Here is a 20,388-nt window from a genome sequence, read left to right as displayed (position 1 = left end):
TTTGCGGCAGTTTAGTTCTCATCAAGTTGATGCATCTGCTAACAGCACCAACTAGGACCGACGGCTAGTAACCGTCGGTCTCTTTTTTAGTTTAATATTGTCCGCTGGCACCGCCACCGCTGCCGGTACCGCCTCCAAAATCGAAGCGATCTTTGCCTGGCGCACCCGTTTTGAAGGATTGGGAGATGAGGATAGATTCAATCTGCAACGCTTCCAGTGTGCCTTTCTCATCATCTTCTTCAGAAGTAAAACCATGCTTTGGTGCTTTCAGGTATTTGATAATGCTGTAAGCAAATAAGATCATAATCAATCCGCCGACGGTCATTGCGACTTCAAGTGGAGCGACGCTGTGATAATATCTTACCGTAAACACAATCGCTGCTACTAACACCAATCCTACACGCACAAGAATCTGGTCTTTATTTTTAAGTCCGAAGAATAAATATATCAGTGGCACTAATACGGTCAATGCCCAGAAGAGCCATCCCATCGGCAATCCCTTTACATACATACCTGGAATATTATTCCATGACTCATAGGTATCTCTTACTAAAAAATAGTTGCCTCCCGCATACAGGGTTAGCAGAGCCAGGGCCTGCATACCTTTCATCACACCTTTGTAGTATCTGCATTCTTCCAGTATCACCAGGCTTCTCAGTAACCAGTACATACCAAATGAAGCGCCGATGATTACAAAAGGAACGACTAAAAGCCATGACATAAGGCCTGTCAGCAAAGTGAACAACAATGCCAGTTGTGCGACCCAACCCATCACCTGATCTGCAAAACGAATGAAGAACCACATGCTCACAATGAAGACAATAATGCCTATGGCCACGGGGTCCATATGCGTGTCAAATGCGACCACCCCTGCTATCAGGGCAGCTCCGCTCATCCACATCAGGGCTGCATCAGCACCGGACTTATAATGCTTTTTATCTTTCACCAGCAACTCCAATACAATATAGGATGCGATTGCGAAAAAGATATTAATTCCTCCAAACACATTTTCATTCGCACCACTCAACATTATTAAGCACAGGAAACCATAAGAGAAAATGCCAATTATCAGGCTCAGTATAAACAGGCCTATACGCAGGTACATATTGGGGGTATATAATTCTACCGGATAGGCAGCTTTTATACTATTAAGTTCTTCCTGCGTGATCAATTGTTTCCTGAAAGCCTTTTCTGCTTCAAGGTTGATTTCCCTGTTATCCAGCTGTTGTTTATTATAGGCTATCATGTTTGATCTTTTTATTTGCATTAACAAGGAAAATAATCAGTCCAATGGCAGAAGCGATGAAATATAGAATACCCGCATAAATGCCCCCTTCGTTTTCTGTGAGAATGAGCAGTCTTACAACCACGTAAGACAATCCTACATATGCATATAAAGCGATCATCAACAGAAAATAAAAGGAATGGTGTTTGAGTGCTTCCCTGTATAAATAATAACTGATCCCTGCCTGCAACGCGAACCAGATTAGGTAGCTGGCATTATCTTCCATCCGGTAACCGTCACTGGATTTAAACATAGCAGTAACACATGCCAGCAGCAAGAGGTGCATACCAAAATTGCGGTAAGTGAAGCCAAAATGAGGTTTCTTCCGCAGATAGTGGGTAAGGTAATCTACTAACAATAGTGCTCCCCCCAGTAACAAGCCGGTAATGATCAGGTGCATGGTAATGAACATGGAGCCTTCTAAGAAGGTCAGGGGCGATACATTGACGCCCAGCCACGCAGCCAGGTTTGTAATAGCCAGGCTTAGTACCCCTAAATGGTCGAAGTAATAAGCACTGAAAAACAGCACAATAAGGGGAATGAAAGTTGCTGTACCATAATGCCACTTAAATACTCCATATACCGCCTGCAGATAGGTAATGAATGTGATTAGTAACAGGCATCCTAACAGCAAAACGTAATCGAAAAAAGGGTTAGGAGCCTCTACCTTTCCCCAGGAGAAAGGTAGCTTTTGGCGAAAGCAGTAATAAAAACAACCGGCACAGGCTAGCGCAATGGCTAATAGAATGACCTGATGCCCAATGGTATCAATGTTTTTGTAAACAAGAACACCCAATCCCCCGCTTAATAACAGTACTCCCAGATAAAGAATGGTTTTCAATTCCCAGTGGAGGCTAAACAATTTTTTCCCGGTGGCAGCATGGATGTTGGACATTGACCCGGGGGAGATCAAACCATCCTGCTCCAGTTTCCCGAACATGCGAATATTCATATGGGAAAAATATAACATTAAGTTCACATAAAAAAAGATTACATCTACCTCGGAATCAAACGCTTCATTTTCAAGAGCTATTTTGGATAAAAGAAAGATTTAATTCATTTGATTATATGAATTAGCTTTGCGACCGCAAAATCAGTGACCACCCCAGGAATATCTCTATTTCTCTGAGTAAATGCGCACTCAGATTAACCTCAAAAAACGAGCGTATTTTGGAAACTGATAGTGTTATCAATCTTCTGTCTGAGCTAGTTTGTAATATCAGCATAAAAGATGCTCCGCTGATTACAAAGGAAGCGTTTGAAGAGCAGAAAGCTAAACTTAATGAGTATGAAAAAGAAATCCAGGTTGCCATTTTTAGGCATGCAGTACTATTATCGTCTCCTCAATACTACAATGACATCATATCGTCATATTCAAGAGTATTATCTCATCTTGAGAACTGCCTGACAGAAGCCCTTCCCGATACCAGCGGTGAAGGTTCTTTCACCGTGTCTTTACAACAACACACGTTATCAGCGGTTCAACGATTGAAGCTCTTTATCGATAACCGCTTCTTCCATACCTCAGGAACACCGGATTCCGATAAACCCCTTACCAGAGAAAAACTCAAATTGAATATTGCTGTATCAGTTATTGCTACGCTGATGTCTGCTTTTGTGCGGTCGGGCGAGCATGTTTCTATTAAACAGGAGACGGCCATCATGCGTTTTGCAGTGCAGCTTTTTAGCTCAAAGCAGGCGGATGAAATAGCGTTTAAAAGTTTTCAGAATCATTACCGAATGCCTGAGAGAGCAGCAATAGCGAAGTCAATTGAGATCCTGAAGGGGATGATACAGTGGCTGAGGGAAATTTAAGCAGGTAAGCGATTGAAAGCGAAACAGTTTGCAGGGCTTGTATAGGCCTCTGCAACTGTTCTTCCCTGGGAGAGGGGAGTAATTTTGTAAAATGAATAACTAAGCTTCAGGCCTCGCTTTGTGAGGCCTATTTTCTTTGAAAATAGTTTTCACGTCCGTTGATGGATTCCCTCTTTCATGAATGTTCTATTTTTTCATCCCTTCATGCCCAGCTACTTATACCTGCCTGCACACCCCTTTGCAACTATTCTACAATGCCTCAACTCTTTTATTTTGCACAAAACCCAAATCAATATGAACAAGCAAAAATTATTTACACTAACCCTACACCAACAGGAAAGCAGCTGGTACAAAACAATACATCTAAGAATCATCACTAAGGGTAGTAAACCGTCAACTTTTCGCCTGCTTATCCTCCTTTTGCTCAACTATCGCCACATCCCCAAATATTCCAATTTCAATATTATTATTAACTGCTCATACATCAACAATTATCCAGTCCCTTCATTTGATAAAGCTTCTTTAAACTAAACACATATTTATATTTTGCCACATTTTCATTCATTGATGTATGCGAGCCGGGTAATCTTACCCGGCTTTTTTTTGAAAATATTTTTCATGCCCATTGGTGGATTCCCTCTTTTATGAATGTTCTATTTGAATAGGGCTGCAATTCTGTTGGTGAATATTTATTTATTAAAATAATCATCTGATTATCATTTCATTTTCCAGGGTTGCACAAGCCCTTGCAACTGTTCTCATAATGATTATTTTAATTCCTTTGCTGCAGAGTTAACATTTAGCAAGATCCTTTTTCATCCCCCCAAATAATTTATTTTTTAGGGGTTAAAATTTTAACAGACATGTTCGGTATTCCTGCCAGACATCCATCTTTTTTCACGCATAACAAAAATTTAAGCCCGGCATTCCTGCCGGGCTCAAAAGAAATAATTGATTTGCAAAATGTATCTTTATTCTGATCTTCAGTATTCCCTTTGTATGGGCAACATCCGGTTTAGGCAACACAACCTATCTATTAAAGAACCTCAGTGATAAAAGTACTGTGAAAGCGGGAGGTAATGATTATCTCATAAATCGCTTTGCAGATATATTGTTCTCTTTGCAGAAGTAATGGCTCAGGCAGAAGGTGCCTCACCTGTAAATGCTGTGGAGAATTGAATATGGTGCATCGCAGGGCTTATGGCAATAACACACTCTTTACTAATGAGAAAACTAACATTATTACTTCCCCTGTTTATAACAGCAAGACTCTTTGCACAAAACATCCGTGAAGTAGACATTTGTATTTATGGTGGTACCTCTGCCGGCGTGATAGCTGGTTATACCGCTAAAAAAATGAATAAATCTGTATTGGTGATCGAACCTGGTAAAAGACTGGGTGGACTTACTTCGGGCGGGCTTGGATATACTGATATTGGCAACAAATATGCTATCACCGGGCTTTCCCGGGATTTCTACAGGCGAATCGGGAAACATTATGGCAGGTTTGAAACATGGATCTTTGAACCCGGGGTTGCGGAGCAGACATTCCAGCAATATATCAAAGAAGGTGGTGTGGAAGTATTATATCAACAGCCCATTACAGCTGCTAAAAAAGAAGGAAAACGTGTCGCGGAAATACAAACTGCATCTACTATTATCCGGGCAAAAATGTTCATTGATTGCTCTTACGAAGGAGACCTCATGGCAAAAGCCGGCATTTCTTACACCGTAGGCAGGGAAGACAATGCACAATATGGCGAAACTTACAATGGTGCACAACTGCGGGAAAAACACCAATTCCCTGATGGTATCGACCCGTACAAAGAACCCGGTAACCCGGCCAGTGGATTGCTCTGGGGCATCAGCCCCGAACAGGTGGAAAAACAAGGAACCGGGAATAAAAAAATTCAGGCATATAATTTCAGGATCTGCCTCACGAATGAACCGGGCAATTTGATTCCTATTACAAAGCCGCTGGGTTATGATCCGGCCAGGTATGAATTACTGCTTCGTGTGGTACAAAAATCACAGCCCAGGAACCTGGGTAGCATGTTGAAAATAGACCATATGCCCAATCATAAAACTGATATTAATAACAATGGTCCTATTTCCACCGACATGATCGGTATGAACTACAATTACCCGGAAGCTGATTATGCAACAAGGGCAAAGATCACCAGGGATCATGAATGCTATAACAAAGGCCTGCTCTATTTCATTGGCCACGATCCCCGTATGCCGGAACATTTGCGTCAAGAAATGCTGCAATGGGGATATCCGAAAGATGAATACCCGACAAGCGGCAACTGGTCTCCACAAATGTACGTGCGGGAAGCCAGAAGAATGATTGGTGCCTATGTGATGACGCAGGCGAATTGCGAAAGTAAAGAAATTGTCACCGATGGAATAGGAATGGCAGCCTATACCATGGACTCTCACAACTGCCAGCGCATCGTGGCAGATGGCATGGTAAAGAATGAAGGTGATGTGCAGATTGGTGGTTTTGGCCCCTATCCAATTGCGTATCGTTCTATCATTCCTAAGGTAGAAGATTGTACCAACATGTTTGTACCGGTTTGTTTGTCGGCCTCCCATATTGCCTATGGTTCTATCCGGATGGAGCCGGTATTTATGGTGCTGGCGCAATCTGCCGCCGTAGCTGCCTCCATGGCGATAGACAATCAACAGTCCGTACAGGATGTAAATGTGCCTAAGCTTCAGGCTACTCTTCGGCAAAGACCCCTGGCCACTGATGCCAGGCCTGAGATACTCGTAGACAATGATGATTCTTCTCATGTCATACTTAAAGGTAATTGGCAAAGAGAAACAAAAGGGGCCTACGGACCATCCATGTACATCTCAAACAGTATTGGTACTATCCGCTATACACCTGAAGTGACCCGCAGCGGCAGCTACAGGATCTACACGTATGTACCTAAACGTACAGACCTTCCTGCCAGTACCCATATCCGGGTTTCTGCAGATGGTAAGACTATCAAACAGCTTGCTTACACCCCAGCCTCCATTAAGGTAGAAGGGCAAACGGCTGGTGAATGGGTAGACCTGGGTACCATCAAACTAGCTAAAGGGGATAAAGCATACGTAGAAATCACCAATGAAGGAAAGGACGGTGAAGTCGTAGCAGATGCTGTACTTTTCTATCCGGAATAAAAATAGAGGCTATATCATAAGTCCGATACAGCCTCTTTTTGTTCGTATCCCTGATGGAGTCGGGTACCCGTTTAAGCAATTCTCAGCCGTTATTTTTATTTATGGGACAACCTCGCTTTTTGCAATGGATTTTCAGGTATGATTGGATCATAATTTCTTTTTTTGGGATCATAATTTCCTGTTAAAAAGTCCGGCAAGAATACCAGACTTGTTTAACTACGAGTCTTCAGATATGTTGCCTGATTAAAATCTTTATACAAGAAGTCCGGTAAGAATACCGGACTGTCGGATATTTGCGAAATCTAGATAATAATGTCTGATAGGAATACCAAACATGGGATTTGTTATCACATAAACCCTCGTGAGAAATTCACTCTTGTAATGTTGCTCTGTAAATAACGAAAATCAAACACACCGGACTAGTTGCACCAGGGGATGCAACCACCGCTAATCAACTAATAATGAAAAAATAGCGCTTGTCTTAAATTTAAATTGAATGCTTAGGGCATCGCTTTTACAGAAACACCATCCTTCAGTCACCCGAATAAAACCAGGTGAAACATTCTTTTGAAACAAGTCCTGTTTATTCATCCTTAAAATGGCTACCTTAATAGCTCAAACCAAACAGCTGCATGCTTTTCCATTTCCGCCATCAATTTCCTCAGTTAAATGCTTATTGGGATAAATATCTTCCCTTTCAACAACGCCTCGAAATACCGCCTAAAACTACCCTTCTTGAAGAAGGTAAAAGATCCCAGCATTACATCTATATCGAAAAGGGCCTTATCCGGGCTTTTTTTAATAAAAACGGGGAAGATATCACCATGCAGTTCTTCTTTGAAAACGAAGGTCTTTCCTCTTTTGACAGCTTTATTAACAATACCCCCAGTCCTATTACCATCGAAACCATCGAACCATCTGTTGTTTACCTGCTTGCCAAAGAACATGTAAACCAGCTACTGGAAGATCTTAGCCACGAACAGGACTTTGTGCAAATGATCCTCCGGATGACTGTACAACGGCAGACACATTATATCAATGAATTTGTATCCTTTATCAGGGATACCCCGGAACAACGCTACCAGAACCTGGTCAAGGAACGGCCTCATATCATTCAGCGCGTACCACAACATTTTATCGCATCTTACCTGGGAGTCAGCAAAGTGCATCTCAGCCGTATCAAAGCCAAACTGGCCAAGGGGAAATCTCATTTCTAACTTTGATAACATATGTTATCGTCCAGCGCCTTGTACCTGCCTAATTTTGTGTTAACAAAAACGAATTAACATGAAAGCAGCAGTATTATACCAGGCTGGAGAACTACCTCAGTATGCGGATTTTCCAGCACCAATCCCGCAGAACGAAAACGAAATTGCTGTATCAGTCAAAGCAGTCGCCATTAAACATATCGATAAATCAATCGCCTCCGGCAAACACTATTCCAGTGATGCGCCGAAGGAAAATGGCCGTGTAACTGGTGGAGATGGAGTCTGCATTTTACCTGATGGTACACGCGTATATGCAGTAGGTGCCAGTGGTATGCTGGCAGAAAAAGCGACTATTGAGAAGCACATGATAGTACCGGTACCCGAAGATCTGGACGATATCACTGCTGCTGCCCTGCCTAATGGCGTGATCGGTGCAGCAATGGCCCTTCGCTTTAAAGCCAATATCCAGGAAGGAGATACGGTCCTTATCAATGGCGCTACAGGCTTTACCGGCCGTATAGCCGTACAGATAGCGAAGCATTATGGAGCAAAGAAAGTGGTCGCTACAGGCAGGAACCTACACTCCTTACAGGAATTATTAACACTCGGGGCTGATGAAATTATCCCACTCACGGATGACTTTCACACCCGCTTAACGGGTCCTTTTGATATTATCATTGACTATCTCTGGGGCCATACAGCAGAAAAAATACTTTCTACACTCAAAGGCAAGGGGAAATTTACCCATCACACCCGTTATGTATCCGTTGGCAGCATGGCAGGGGAAACAATTACCCTGTCATCATCCATTCTCCGGAGCGTAGACCTGCAACTCTCCGGCTCCGGGCTGGGTGCATGGTCTAAATACCAGGTGGAATTACTTTTTTCAGAAATCCTTCCTGAAATGTTCCGGCTCGCAGCCAGTGGGCACTTAAAAATTGCTACCACTGCTGTAAAACTGGAAGACATCTCTACCCTCTGGGATAAAGATGTTTCCAACGGCGAACGCCTGGTTGTAATAATATAATGATTCGGAGGGGCCGGGAACTCCTCCATTCTCAGGCTCCTCACCGAATTTATCAAAGCAGCCTTTACACGCTGGAAACTGACTGTAACACCCGCTACAACCACAGTCGGCACTACGGCCCCAACATACCATTATGGGTTTTGTGCGTTGGTGCTCAATAAGAGTGCCTGATATGAATGAATTGAAAATCAAGTACCGATACCAAAAATTTGTTCGGCTTCAAAAAAAATATCGTTCACTATCAAACAAGCCACAAACAAATAAAAATAATTATTTATATTACTATTATCAATTAACCCAAACCTCAAATTAACCTATACGCTATGCTAATTCGATTCATTATCTCGAACTTTTCGTCTATCGACAAAGAAGTCCAGTTCAACCTGCTTACCTCCCCGGAAAGGAATTTTCCCCACCACGTCTACAAAGCAGAAAAGGTTAATATACTGAAGGCTGCTGCCATATTTGGAGCAAACGGAGCCGGCAAGTCCACCTTGATAGACGCTTTCCGGCACTTACAACAATGGGTAAAATCAGGCAGTATTCCCAACGCTGTAAACAAGCTTAAATTTCGGATCAACAAAAAGAATGAGCATTTACCTATATTCTTTGAAATTGAGTTTTACACAGCAGGTATGTTCTTTGTCTACGGAATTCAGGTCGACGAAAAACTTATAATAAAGGAATACCTATGTGAATCGGGTTTGAAAAAACTTGATAAACTGATTTTTAAACGGTCCATGGATGAAATGCAAAACATCGATATCGAATTCGCCGACAAAGAGATTCAGTTGAGTGGGCTACTAAAAAATGATGAGCTACTAATTAGTCATGCTTCAATAGAAACGCCACAAATTAAAGCTGCCCGCAACTGGCTTAGCAATAATATGATAATGATAAGTCCTACTACAGGCCATAAAGAGTTATTATTAAAGCTCTGTACCTCGGATGAATTTTTAAGCTATAGTAATCAGCTGATAGGAACATTAGATATCTGTATATCTCATATAGCAGTCGAAAAGTTCGACTACGATGATCTTCTTGCCAGGGATGAATATTTGTTGTTTCCAATGTATGAGATTGAAGAGCACAAAATTGTTCCAACTAACGATGGGAAGTATTTCACAACAAAAGAAAATGGCAAGATTATATTCAATAAAATTATAGTTTTTCATCCCTCAATTTGGAATGACCCAATAGGCTTTGACCTGGCGGAGGAATCAGAAGGAATACAACGTTTACTTGAATTCTTTCCTGTTTTTTTCCATATACACGATCGGGATACTACAATCATAATAGACGAAATTAATCAGAGTATTAATCCAGCGCTCTTAAAACCCGTTATAGAAAAATTCATGGGCGACAGAAAGACAACAGGCCAGTTAATTTTCACAACACATGATTCCACGCTCCTTGATTTAAAACTCCTGCGTGAGGATGAAATCTGGTTTGCTGAAAGGGATAGTAAAACAGGTGCTACCAATTGCTATCCACTTTCCGATTTTCACTACCCTGATGATCTGAATATACAGACAGGTTATCTAAAAGGGCGCTTTGGAGCCGTTCTTGATCTGGCAAAATTTAAACATTTAAAATGGTAGCTCATGCGGGATTATAATAGAAATGACAAATATAGAGACTGCATACAATTCTATATATCGACAGAAGGAGGGAAACGTGAACCGGGGTATTTCAGTCTCTTTGACCTGGCATCTAACAAATTGAAAGTTGAAATTGTCGGAGACTGTGTTTGGAGCCCTTTCCTGAAAAAAAGGTTTGAAACAAAATCTTCCCCTGAATGGGTATTGAGCAGAACTAAAAGATTCATTAAAGAAAATGACATCCGTAGTACAGATCACCTGCATTTCATCATAGATGTTGATCAATGGTCTCCCAGACAATTAAAAGCAATTGCCAATTTTTGCCGGAGGAAACCCAATTGGGAAATTGTCCTTAGCAATCCCTGTTTCGAAGTATTTTTGATTTTAGGAAAGCTAAAGGAAATCCCCTTCCCTTTTGACAAAGCAGATAAGAAAAGTAAGCAGTTGAAAACTACTTTAGCAGAACTGGATCCTGGCGGTTATAACCGCTATAATTATGTCCGCCTGGCCTGGACTTCTGTAGAAAATGCCAGGAAACTAGAACGAGGTTCTAAAGGAATTATCCCGGCTCCACATACTACACAAGTATATAAGACCGTTGAAAAAATAATCAATTTTATCGGCGTTAATGACTTCAATCGCTTTATCGAAAAAACCATTCCCGAACAGATAGCAAAAGATAAAATGATCATCAAAAGTAAATATAAAAAAGAAGAGGTTAGCTCATAAATAAAATAACGGCTAAGAATTGCTTTAACGGGTACCAGGCTCCATCAGGGATACGCATAAAAACATTCATGAAAGAGGAAATTCACCAACGGTAATGAAAACCTTTTTCAGAAAAAAAGAGGCTGTATCACAAGTCCGATACAGCCTCTTTTACCTGTCAAGGCCGGGTATTTTCGAATAATAGCCAGCCAGTCCGAATGTGGTTATACCAACCAATAACATTCAGCTTTCCTGCCAACTGGCCTACGCCAGTATGACGACTTTGCTGTTCACACCAATGAACAGCTCAACATGTTTAGTCATGTGAGTAATTTTTTAGGGGCCCGTCGTAGATTTACATAAGCTTATGGGTTAAAAGTGTCTCGTCAAACTTATAATAGGCACAAAATTCACCCAGGGTAATCGGTACCCGTTTAGGTTTGTCAAGACTCTCATGTAAAAAATCTATCCATCTTTGAGAAATACGAAGGGTTACATTGAATAATAAAGAAATAGTGATGGCGTCTATTTCTCTGTGGACAAGAGCCTTTACAGGCTTATTGGCCATAATTTTAAACGTTTTAAAAAAAATGATTAATTAGTGATTACGGCCTTATTATAAATATAACAATTCCCTTTCAATTAAAAAAACTATTTAATACCTCGCACCCAAATTCCACCCCCCTCTCCATCTTTCCCTGTAATCTTTCATAGCTTAAAATAATTTTAAGCAAAGCACAGAACGATAGATGCCCCTCAGTCTAACAGCTATGGAAATATAAAAAAAGGGAGCACGATATCGTACTCCCTGCTATATATATAACAATACTATTAATTCCCCCAGTTCACCTTAATATCATGCGCTGCCGCATACCTCTTTCCCTCCGATGTCAACACCTCAAATAAAGAATCAAAGCGCGCTCCATACTTCTCATCTATCTCCTTTCCCAGCGACAATACATCTTCCTTCGTACCTCCCTCATCACTCATCTTTGCCAGGGCTGTATATTCATTCTTGTATACCGGCAGCACATACTCAAACAGCGCCTCAGATGTTCTCAACATGGTCTTCGTCTCACTTGTTTCTTTCAAATCCTTTACCTTCTTTATCGTACTCTCAATATACTGTACCTTTCCATCTATCATCTTCGTAGCTGCATTTGGCCCATTAGGTAATGTTCCATTGTATTTTACATTCTGGGCAATCAGCATTTTCGTCAACGCATCACTCCCAAAATCATTAATCATATTTGTATTCAATACAGCTGTGTCAAAATAATTCTCTGGGCTTGGATTTGTACAGGCTGGCAAAATCGCTGCTACAGCCAGGATAAGAAACAATTTTTTCATGTTGATGATCACTTTTTAAACTGAACGCCCTTTACATCAATTTTCATTCCATTTATCCACGCAACCATCTCTTTTAATACTTCCGGAGCAAAATCCTCCTTCAGTTTCGAAGGCTCCTGCATTGTACAGGTTACACAATGCTGGAACAAATGGTTCAGTCCTGGCACCTTTACTGTTGTAGCCTTTTGCACATATTGTTTATAATTACCCAGGTTCTCGTCCGCATCCACCATGATGTCCTTATCGCCGTTAAATGCCAATACCGGTACCTTTACCTGCTTTAGATAAGGTATGGGATCAAAACGGATATGATACCTGTACCAGGGGCCGGTTGCCAGCATGATATAAGACTCCAGGGGGAAAAAGAAATGTTCCCGGCTCTTTTTATACACTGAATCCTGCTCTCCCTTTGCCAGGTCCTGGTTATTCCATAATGCAAAGGCATTTCTCATATGTTGCTCCATATCAGGAGAGGCAGCATAAGCATAGGCCGTATCAAACATGATATCATTGATCTGGTTAAAGCGCTGCTGCATCAACACCGGGATACCGGCACTGGCCACAATCGCCCTGTTCTGCTGCTGCAATGCTTTCAATCCTGTGGTTGCCAGTCCTGCCAGGCTAATCACAAACTGCACGTCTTTGCTATTTACAGCCGCCATATAAGCCGCGGCGCCACCTTCGCTATGTCCAACAAGTCCAACCACTTTAACGCCCGGATAAGCCTTTAAAAACGCTGCTGCCCTTGCTGCGTCCGCGGCAAAATCAACTGTCGTTGCTTTATCATAGTCGCCCGTGGTCGCTCCCGTGCCCCTGTCATCTACCCTCAATACAGCTATTCCATTGCTACTCAGGTATTCAGCGATTACCTTGAACATTTTATGCCCCGCCATGGTTCCATCCCGGTCCTGCCTGCCCGTGCCCGAAACGATCACCACCGCCGGGAATGAACGCAATCCGGCAGGCAGCGTCAGCGTAGCCCCAAAGTGTATGCTGCTATCCGCATTGTAATATTCCACATCTTTGGACACCACCTGCCCCATGCCCTGTACACTTATAAAAAGTAATATCAATAATAGTCTCATAATATTTTATTTAAAAAGGTAAAGCGCTTCCCCGGTTAAGAAGAAGCGCTCACACCCGGGTCATCACTCTTTGTTCATTTTATCAATCTATCAAATGGTCACTTATTTAGCGAGGGAGATCATCATTTCAATCTCGTCAGCCAAACCGCTCGGGCTTCCCATATACCCGGTTTGGGCAAACCTGATATTCCCCTTTCCATCTATCACTACTTTAAATGGAATACCTGAGGTCTGGATCAGCTTTGCATACTTGCTGTAATATTCATCACCGTTATCAAACAGTACCTGGAACGGATACTTCTTATCTTTGATAAATTTGGCGACCTTTTCTTTGTAGGCAGGATCACGTTCCTGGGTATCCACAAAGTAGAACACTACATTCGTATCCTTCTTAAAATGCTCCTGCGCCATCTGCATGCCAGGCATTGCTGCTTTACAGGGTGCACACCAGGTAGCCCAGAAATCCAGTATCACGATCTTTCCTTTCTGTGCAGCCAGTGAAACCGTCTTACCATTCAGATCCTTCATCTCAAATGGTACCGCTTCCCTGTTCATAATCCCAGCCTGTACATGCTCACGCAGTAACTCCATAGTATGTGCATCCTTCATAGAATTCAGATAAGCATCAAAGCCTTCTGTATCCTTATGTGTATTCAAGTACTCCTTCTTCAGCAGATCAATGATCTGTGTTGAGGCCTGGTTCATGCGCACGCTATTGTGCAATACCTCATCCAGTTTCTTTTTATCACCTGCTTTTTCCAGCAGTGAAGCTTCCAGCTGATTCAGCGTAGCATTGGTATAATTCCATTCATCCTGCAGCTTCAGTACCATTGGCAATGCCTCTTTCTCACAGCCGGTCTCTTTCAAAATAGATGCATGTGTGATATAATCGTACTTAAATGCATCATCCAGGTATTCAACAAACTCAGATGGTGTATAATAGTAGAACTCCGCCGGCTTGTTCGCCTTCAGATACGCCACTTTATCCATGATACGCTGTGAAAAAGGATAGGCCTCCTTCGCAGGCATGGTTTTCCAGTCACCATAAGGAATCTCTACCATCTTATAGTATGCAAATGTCAGCATGCTAAAAGGAGCTGTATTAATATGCCTTGCCAGTACACTGGTATCTTTCTTTGCGATGGAGACAGCAAATATGTTCATATACACACCCCTGGTATAATCAATTCCAGCCAGTGCATCCATTTCAGGATCGGGTGTATAGTCTTTTACAAACTTCTCTGATAAGGCCAATCTCTCTTCAGGCGTTTTTGCTGCCTGTATTGCTTTATAATCTGCCTTCTTTTGCGTGATAGGACCTGATACTTTATACAGGCTATCCGCTACACCTTTGTTGTGTATGTATTTATCAAAGATCAGCGCCAGTGTATACAGGTCTTTGGAAGTCAGGTTTGGCGCCTTTATCATGTAATTGGCTGCCTTGTGAATAATTTCTGATGAATCAGGATTCAGACCTGCCTGTCCTTCCATCATCGCCCTGGCTTTCACATAAGGCCAGATGAATACCCTACCTGCCCTCCAGTAACCAATCTCCTGCCCCATCCAAAAGAACATGGCAGAATCGCTTACCTGGAAATCAGTATAATACTGGGGAATACCTAGATCATATCTGCTGGCACGGAGGGTGCCATAACCTGCATAAGCCGCTTTCCACTGTCTGCCAGGTACAGATCCCATAAGAATATACCCCGTATCATGTGCGTTATCAACTGCCGCTCCTGCTCTGAACTTAAAAGCCCACAAACCATTATCAGAGGTTAAAGGCACCGTAAATGTATACCCGCTGTCAGTTGCCTTCATTTGCAGGTCTACTGCGTGCCAATGATACAAGGTATCATAAATATACACAGCCCCTTTAATTGGTTTGCCCGTTGCTAACAGTGCAGAATCAGGATGATACAACAGGTTAACTGTATCGCCGATGTAAGGCCGTTCTGGTGTCATCTTTAAGCGCTGACCCTGCGCCTGTGTGCCAAGTATGGCACACAGCGCGGAAATCAGGACAAAACTAAATTTCATTCCTTTCATTATTTTAATCACGGATTTTGTTCAATCTCAGGATTCAGTCCTATCACATAAGCAGCAATCGGGAATACATACCTGTTGCTGGATGGTTCCAGTGTATAGGTTTGCCCCTGCCAGGTGCGTGTATAGGTTTTTGAAAACAACGGATCATCTTTCAAACGACGCTGATCCATCCACGGCAACAAGCGGCACATAAACTCACGTCGGCGCTCTTCTATCACTTTCACAACTGCATCATTTTTATCAGTGGCTGCCAGCGCTACATAATCTGCTGCTTTGAATCGTTTTTGTCTCAGCAGGTTCACCTCATCCATTGCAGCACCTGTACTTCCGGCACGTGCCAGCACCTCTGCCTTGATCAGCATCATCTCAGGCACAGAAGTACCAATGTTTCTATTTTCATAGTTGATCTGTTCCCTGCTGAAATAACGACCGGTGTACGTAGAGCCGAAATAGCTTGCTGCATCCTTTGTAAACAACTGGTAGCGCATATCACTTGTACCCAGCAGGTTCAGGATATCATCACTCAGGCGCAGCACATAAGGAGAATAAGTAAAACCTTGTGCGGCGATTTTACTGAATATAATTTCAGGATCACTCTTGCGGTAAGGCATGCTGGAAATAGTACCCAGGTCATTCAGGGTATTCTTTAATGCCAGTACACTATCTGCATACAAACCCGCATTTGTATAATCCCCTTTCAACAGGTACAGACGGGCCAGCAGGGAATATGCCGCCGGCTTACCTGGCATCGTGTTGTAATTACTCGCTGCAGGCAAAGACCGTACAGCAGTTTTCAGGTCCTCTTCTACCTTATTATAGATAGCCGCTACTGAAACACGCTTTAGTTGCTGGTCCAGATCCTGTGTCAAAACCAGGGGTACTCCCAGGTCAGAAGATGCGGTAGCACTATTGTAAGGCTTCGCATATTCGTTTACAAGATTCAGGTAAGCGTCCGCTCTGTGGGTCAAAGCTTCTGCTGCCAGTTCTGCTTTGGCAGAATCCGTACCACCATTACTTGAAGGCAATTCGTTGATGACAACATTGCAACTGTAAATACGGCGGTAATAGGTATCCCAGTCCGGATCATGACTGGTAGTAACTTCAATGACCGGCGCCTTCCACAGGTAAATATTCCTGATGAAGAAATAGTTATTGTAACCCTCGATGGTTGACTGCTGTGCAGCATCCACAATTGACACATCAGCTGCTGCCAGGTCCGTCATTTCACCCCCGGATTCGAAAGAATAAGTATCATTCAGGATGTAACGATAATTATCGATATCACTGGGTATCAGGCTACCCTGGGTTTTTATATCAGTATATTTACTACAGCTGCTGGCCAGTGCAAGACCACCTAACAACAGCATTGAGAGATATTTATTGTTCATCGTAATTTTAAATTTTGGTTAGAAGCCTACATTCAACATCAGGTTGTATTGCGGTGTAGCAGGCAGGTGCAATACCGTGCTGGCCAGTACCGGTACATAATCGGGATCAAGACCTAACTTGTTCTTTCTCCAGATCAGACCCAGGTTACGTACCGCACCACTGATTTTGATATTCTTCGCAAACACTTTTCCTGCCATCTCTGAAGGCAACTGGTAAGACAATGAAATTTCACGCAAACGGATATAGTCACCAGACTGAATATTCACATCAGAATAAGCATAACGCATGACTGAAATTCCAGCATAAGAACCCGCTATACCCGGTACGATGGTTTTAGTTTCATCACCTGCATTCTGCCATCTGTTAGCAATATCCGCAGAGGTATTGTAATACAGTTTGCGGGAGTTTGGATACTGCGTAGCCACCGGTGCGCGGAATACTGAACCAAAACTATAAGTAGCCATCACAAACATGGACCAGTTCTTATACCTGAAAGTATTCTGCCATGAACCATACACAGGTGCTGTTCTGCGACCTGCATATTTTACCGCCCCCATATCTGTAACTGTTATGTTAGAACGTACTTTGTTGCCATTCTGATCGTAGATCTTAGTCCAGCCTAAACTGTCAAGACCTGCATTCCTGTACGCAAACACTGCATCAGAAGCATATCCTTCAACAACACCGCTGAAACTGGAATAGAAAGAAGTGGTAGGTTTCAGCAGGCTGCTGGTTACCTTGTTGGTATTATAAGAGAAGTTGATACCCATGTTCCATCCAAAGCTTTTGCTATCCACAATCGCGCCATTAACACCCAGGTCAATCCCCCTGTTACTCATAGTAACACCATTGCGGTAGATGGAATTGTTGGAACCAAGGAAAGTAGGGTTTACTTCCAGGTAATAGATGATATCTGTACCCTTCTTGTTATACAGATCGATGGAACCACTCAGGCGGCCATTCAGCATACCATAGTCGATACCAAAATTGGTCACATAAGTGTTCTCCCATTTCAATGCCGGGTTTGCCGGAGAAATCACAGAAGCAGTAGGTAACCCTGTCTGTGAATCCGCACTTCCCAGGGAGATATTGGTGAAAGGACGTAGTGCCTGGTTGATATTACCGTTTATACCAAAGGTTCCACGCACATGCAAAGAACTCACCCAGGTCAGCTCCTGCATAAATCTTTCTTTGGTTACATTCCAGCTCAAACCCGTAGACCAGAATGGTTTTGCACGGTATTTTTTATCCAGGCCAAAATTGTTGTAATCATCGTAACGCACGCTACCAGATAAGGTATATTTACCTTTATAGGTATAAGCAGCATTACCATAGTAAGATAAATAACGCTTCACATAATCATTCTGGTAAGGACTGCCTCCAAGGTACCCACCAAAGTAGTCCATGGTCGGGTAATAAGTACCATACGCAGTAACCGCACCAATACCTGTCTCGGGATTATATCCATAAATAGTAGACCCATTAGCGGAATTCGATGTTTGTCTTGCTTCCATACCCACCAGTGCACTGACCTGGTGATCTTCCTTTATCGACCTGTTATAGGTAAACTGGCCGCGTGCACTGTAGTTATTCATATTATTATTGGTAGACTGCAGCACACTCCCATCAGGAAAGTTATGTGTAAGTATTGAACCGGACATCACCGTTCCTTTGTTGTACAGATCGCGTACATACGCGCTGTTCTTATCCTTCAAATCACGAATGGTGAAGAAATCACGCTCCTGCATGTAAGCAGCATTAAAACCTAAGCCCTTAAAGATTGGAATGTCCAGGGTAATGGTTCCTGAATAGTTATTATCACGGGTATAGTTTCTGCTCATTTTCAGCTCATCCAGGTAATTGGTAGACCATTTCCTGTAGCCAAGATTTTCCAGCGAATCCGCATAATGCTCACCGATTGTATAATAAAGGTTATCGTGAATATCATCATATGGCATAAAGGTGGTCGGACCATTCAGCAATGGATACAGCCCATTTCCATTATTAGCATAATTAAAGAACGCCCCTTTCAGACTTACAGCTAATGTGATCTTCTTCAGGATTTTAAATTCCTGGTTAGCCACCAGGTTGATACGTTCTCCGTGGTTACCAACAGTACTGGTATTTTCTTTGGAATAAGCACCTGATAAATAATAAGTATGTACATCTGTACCACCGCTTACTGACAGGTTATAATTCTGTGCATTAGCAGACTGCATCAGGTAATCGCTCAACTGGCTATAATTATTTCTCTTGCTCAGCTCAGCTACCTTTGCATCATATTCACCCTGTGTAATACGACCTGATTTCAGCTGAAATGCCAGGTCCACACCTTTGTCAATACTATATTTGAGACCAGAGGTATAAGGGTTATAGGAAGAGGCAGTGACGATACCTTTATCCACCATCTCTTTATCCAGTGCCAATACCTGTGCACTGTTCATCAGTTTAAGATAGCCAATATCAGGACGTGCCTGTGTGCTGTAGCCGACGCCAAAGTTTACAGATGGCTGGCGTAAACGTCCTTTCTTGGTTTGAATAACAATCACCCCATTCGCAGCACGCGCACCCCAGATAGAAGCAGCAGCCGCATCGCGCAGGAAAGTAATCTGCTCAACATCGTTTGGGTTCAGCGTTTTAAGATCGAACTCTGTAGGAAAACCGTCAACTACAATCAGCGGACTTGTTTCACTCTGCAGCGTCGTTGTACCACGGATATTATAATTGTAGTTGTTCATACCAATGGTACGTGTATTACTTGCAGCAGCAGGTGTTACGTTATCGTACACAAAGGAGTTGTCACCAGCTGTGAGCTGCATCTGCAAACCAGGCACCATCCCTTCCAAACGGCTGATCACGTTCGCCGTCGGGATCTTTTCCAGTTCTTTGGCAGTTACTACACCAAAAGAACCAGTCGCACGCTCTTTAGGCAGGTTTACATAACCGGTAGAAACAATTTCTACCGGCTTCAGGTAACCCGTTTTATCTTTCAGTTCTACCCTGTAATAAATTGCATTAGTTACAGACAGTGTCTGGCTCTCATACGCGATACAGGATACCTGGATCTTTTGCGTATTTACAGGAACTCTCAATGAAAAATCTCCGCTACGGCCTGTTACTGTGATATACTTTGTACCAGGCACCATAATGGTCGCAGAAGAAACAGGCGCCATGGATTCATCGGTCACCACACCCACCAGCGCACGTGTTTCCGTACCTGTAGTATCGTAAGACCTGTTCGTTTGTACCTGCGTCATCTGCAATGCGGGCTGCTGTGAAGCTGCCTTATCAAAGACAGCTTCTTCAGGAGCCACATGGTTGGTTTTGTCTTTCTCTTTAGTTTTATCAGAAGTACCATAAATAGCATACTGTGATCCGCCCAGTTTTCTGAACTTCAGGTTGTATGGCTTCAATACAGCAGAAAGGTAATCTTCTACCTTCTTATAACTGTCATCCGTCGGCGTATTCACACGCTTGTTGCTGACCAGTTCATCTTCATAGATAAAGGAAACATGAAATTGCCTTGAAGCTTTGTTCAACGCTTCTTTCAAGGTGAGTGTTGGTTGATTTTGGCTGGCTACGGCAGCAAACATCTGCAAGCTGATGGCAAGCATCAGGCAACAGAAGGCCGCAACCTTTTTCAGATTGATCATGCCTGTAAGCAATTTTAAATGACAAAAAATAGAACGGTAGCGTA

General features: G+C 42.7%; 14 protein-coding genes. 6 read left to right on the top strand and 8 right to left on the bottom strand.

Annotated features, from left to right (window positions below; all coding sequences use genetic code 11):
- Window positions 1-91 precede the first annotated feature (91 nt).
- Entirely contained in the window at window positions 92-1,246 is a 1,155-nt protein-coding gene (locus tag U0033_RS30315; RefSeq protein ID WP_072363851.1) for a hypothetical protein, read from the bottom strand.
- Complete coding sequence (locus U0033_RS30310) at window positions 1,233-2,237, bottom strand: DUF2157 domain-containing protein (RefSeq protein ID WP_072363852.1); 1,005 nt, start codon at window positions 2,235-2,237, stop codon at window positions 1,233-1,235. Before U0033_RS30310 ends, U0033_RS30315 begins: the two co-directional genes overlap by 14 nt.
- Before the next feature lie 218 nt (window positions 2,238-2,455).
- Between U0033_RS30310 and U0033_RS30305 the strand changes: the two genes are divergently transcribed.
- The 6 genes from U0033_RS30305 to U0033_RS30280 all read left to right on the top strand — a co-directional run bounded on the left by U0033_RS30305 (window position 2,456) and on the right by U0033_RS30280 (window position 10,839).
- On the top strand, window positions 2,456-3,100 hold the full coding sequence (locus U0033_RS30305) for a hypothetical protein (RefSeq protein ID WP_072363854.1): 645 nt from the start codon (window positions 2,456-2,458) through the stop codon (window positions 3,098-3,100).
- Between the two features lie 1,224 nt (window positions 3,101-4,324).
- Window positions 4,325-6,274 carry an FAD-dependent oxidoreductase gene (locus tag U0033_RS30300; protein ID WP_072363856.1) on the top strand — a complete coding sequence of 650 codons (1,950 nt, stop codon included), beginning with the start codon at window positions 4,325-4,327 and terminating at the stop codon, window positions 6,272-6,274.
- A 632-nt stretch (window positions 6,275-6,906) separates the two neighbouring features.
- Complete coding sequence (locus U0033_RS30295) at window positions 6,907-7,491, top strand: Crp/Fnr family transcriptional regulator (RefSeq protein WP_072363858.1); 585 nt, start codon at window positions 6,907-6,909, stop codon at window positions 7,489-7,491.
- A 70-nt stretch (window positions 7,492-7,561) separates the two neighbouring features.
- Window positions 7,562-8,509 (top strand): quinone oxidoreductase family protein, encoded by a 948-nt coding sequence (locus tag U0033_RS30290; protein WP_072363860.1) that lies wholly within the window; start codon window positions 7,562-7,564, stop codon window positions 8,507-8,509.
- Window positions 8,510-8,832: 323 nt separating this feature from the next.
- A complete protein-coding gene (locus U0033_RS30285) occupies window positions 8,833-10,110 on the top strand; it encodes an AAA family ATPase (RefSeq protein WP_072363862.1) in 1,278 nt (425 codons plus the stop codon).
- Between the two features lie 3 nt (window positions 10,111-10,113).
- Complete coding sequence (locus U0033_RS30280; protein ID WP_072363864.1) at window positions 10,114-10,839, top strand: RloB domain-containing protein; 726 nt, start codon at window positions 10,114-10,116, stop codon at window positions 10,837-10,839.
- Window positions 10,840-11,173: 334 nt separating this feature from the next.
- Here U0033_RS30280 and U0033_RS30275 read toward each other — a convergent pair whose 3' ends face one another.
- The 6 genes from U0033_RS30275 to U0033_RS30250 form a co-directional block, all read right to left on the bottom strand.
- Complete coding sequence (locus tag U0033_RS30275) at window positions 11,174-11,386, bottom strand: hypothetical protein (protein ID WP_072363866.1); 213 nt, start codon at window positions 11,384-11,386, stop codon at window positions 11,174-11,176.
- Between the two features lie 263 nt (window positions 11,387-11,649).
- Window positions 11,650-12,168, bottom strand: a complete 519-nt coding sequence (locus U0033_RS30270) for a hypothetical protein (protein WP_143150853.1) — start codon at window positions 12,166-12,168, stop codon at window positions 11,650-11,652.
- Between the two features lie 8 nt (window positions 12,169-12,176).
- On the bottom strand, window positions 12,177-13,253 hold the full coding sequence (locus U0033_RS30265; protein WP_072363870.1) for an alpha/beta hydrolase family protein: 1,077 nt from the start codon (window positions 13,251-13,253) through the stop codon (window positions 12,177-12,179).
- A gap of 102 nt (window positions 13,254-13,355) precedes the next feature.
- Complete coding sequence (locus U0033_RS30260; RefSeq protein ID WP_177318682.1) at window positions 13,356-15,293, bottom strand: TlpA family protein disulfide reductase; 1,938 nt, start codon at window positions 15,291-15,293, stop codon at window positions 13,356-13,358.
- Window positions 15,294-15,310: 17 nt separating this feature from the next.
- Complete coding sequence (locus U0033_RS30255) at window positions 15,311-16,690, bottom strand: RagB/SusD family nutrient uptake outer membrane protein (RefSeq protein ID WP_072363874.1); 1,380 nt, start codon at window positions 16,688-16,690, stop codon at window positions 15,311-15,313.
- Between the two features lie 18 nt (window positions 16,691-16,708).
- The gene (locus U0033_RS30250; RefSeq protein WP_072363876.1) at window positions 16,709-20,344 is read right to left on the bottom strand and encodes a SusC/RagA family TonB-linked outer membrane protein; all 3,636 of its coding nucleotides are present in this window, start codon (window positions 20,342-20,344) and stop codon (window positions 16,709-16,711) included.
- Window positions 20,345-20,388: the final 44 nt, after the last annotated feature.

The organism is Chitinophaga sancti (assembly GCF_034424315.1).
Classification (GTDB): Bacteria; Bacteroidota; Bacteroidia; order Chitinophagales; family Chitinophagaceae; genus Chitinophaga; species Chitinophaga sancti.
This window is presented reverse-complemented; position numbering and strand designations above follow the sequence as displayed.

Coding starts and splice junctions, on each gene's coding strand:
- U0033_RS30315 (WP_072363851.1), bottom strand. CDS start 1,246: ATGATAGCCTATAATAAACAACAGCTGGATAACAGGGAAATCAACCTT.
- U0033_RS30310 (WP_072363852.1), bottom strand. CDS start 2,237: ATGAATATTCGCATGTTCGGGAAACTGGAGCAGGATGGTTTGATCTCC.
- U0033_RS30300 (WP_072363856.1), top strand. CDS start 4,325: ATGAGAAAACTAACATTATTACTTCCCCTGTTTATAACAGCAAGACTC.
- U0033_RS30295 (WP_072363858.1), top strand. CDS start 6,907: ATGCTTTTCCATTTCCGCCATCAATTTCCTCAGTTAAATGCTTATTGG.
- U0033_RS30290 (WP_072363860.1), top strand. CDS start 7,562: ATGAAAGCAGCAGTATTATACCAGGCTGGAGAACTACCTCAGTATGCG.
- U0033_RS30285 (WP_072363862.1), top strand. CDS start 8,833: ATGCTAATTCGATTCATTATCTCGAACTTTTCGTCTATCGACAAAGAA.
- U0033_RS30280 (WP_072363864.1), top strand. CDS start 10,114: ATGCGGGATTATAATAGAAATGACAAATATAGAGACTGCATACAATTC.
- U0033_RS30275 (WP_072363866.1), bottom strand. CDS start 11,386: ATGGCCAATAAGCCTGTAAAGGCTCTTGTCCACAGAGAAATAGACGCC.
- U0033_RS30270 (WP_143150853.1), bottom strand. CDS start 12,168: ATGAAAAAATTGTTTCTTATCCTGGCTGTAGCAGCGATTTTGCCAGCC.
- U0033_RS30265 (WP_072363870.1), bottom strand. CDS start 13,253: ATGAGACTATTATTGATATTACTTTTTATAAGTGTACAGGGCATGGGG.
- U0033_RS30260 (WP_177318682.1), bottom strand. CDS start 15,293: ATGAAATTTAGTTTTGTCCTGATTTCCGCGCTGTGTGCCATACTTGGC.
- U0033_RS30255 (WP_072363874.1), bottom strand. CDS start 16,690: ATGAACAATAAATATCTCTCAATGCTGTTGTTAGGTGGTCTTGCACTG.
- U0033_RS30250 (WP_072363876.1), bottom strand. CDS start 20,344: ATGATCAATCTGAAAAAGGTTGCGGCCTTCTGTTGCCTGATGCTTGCC.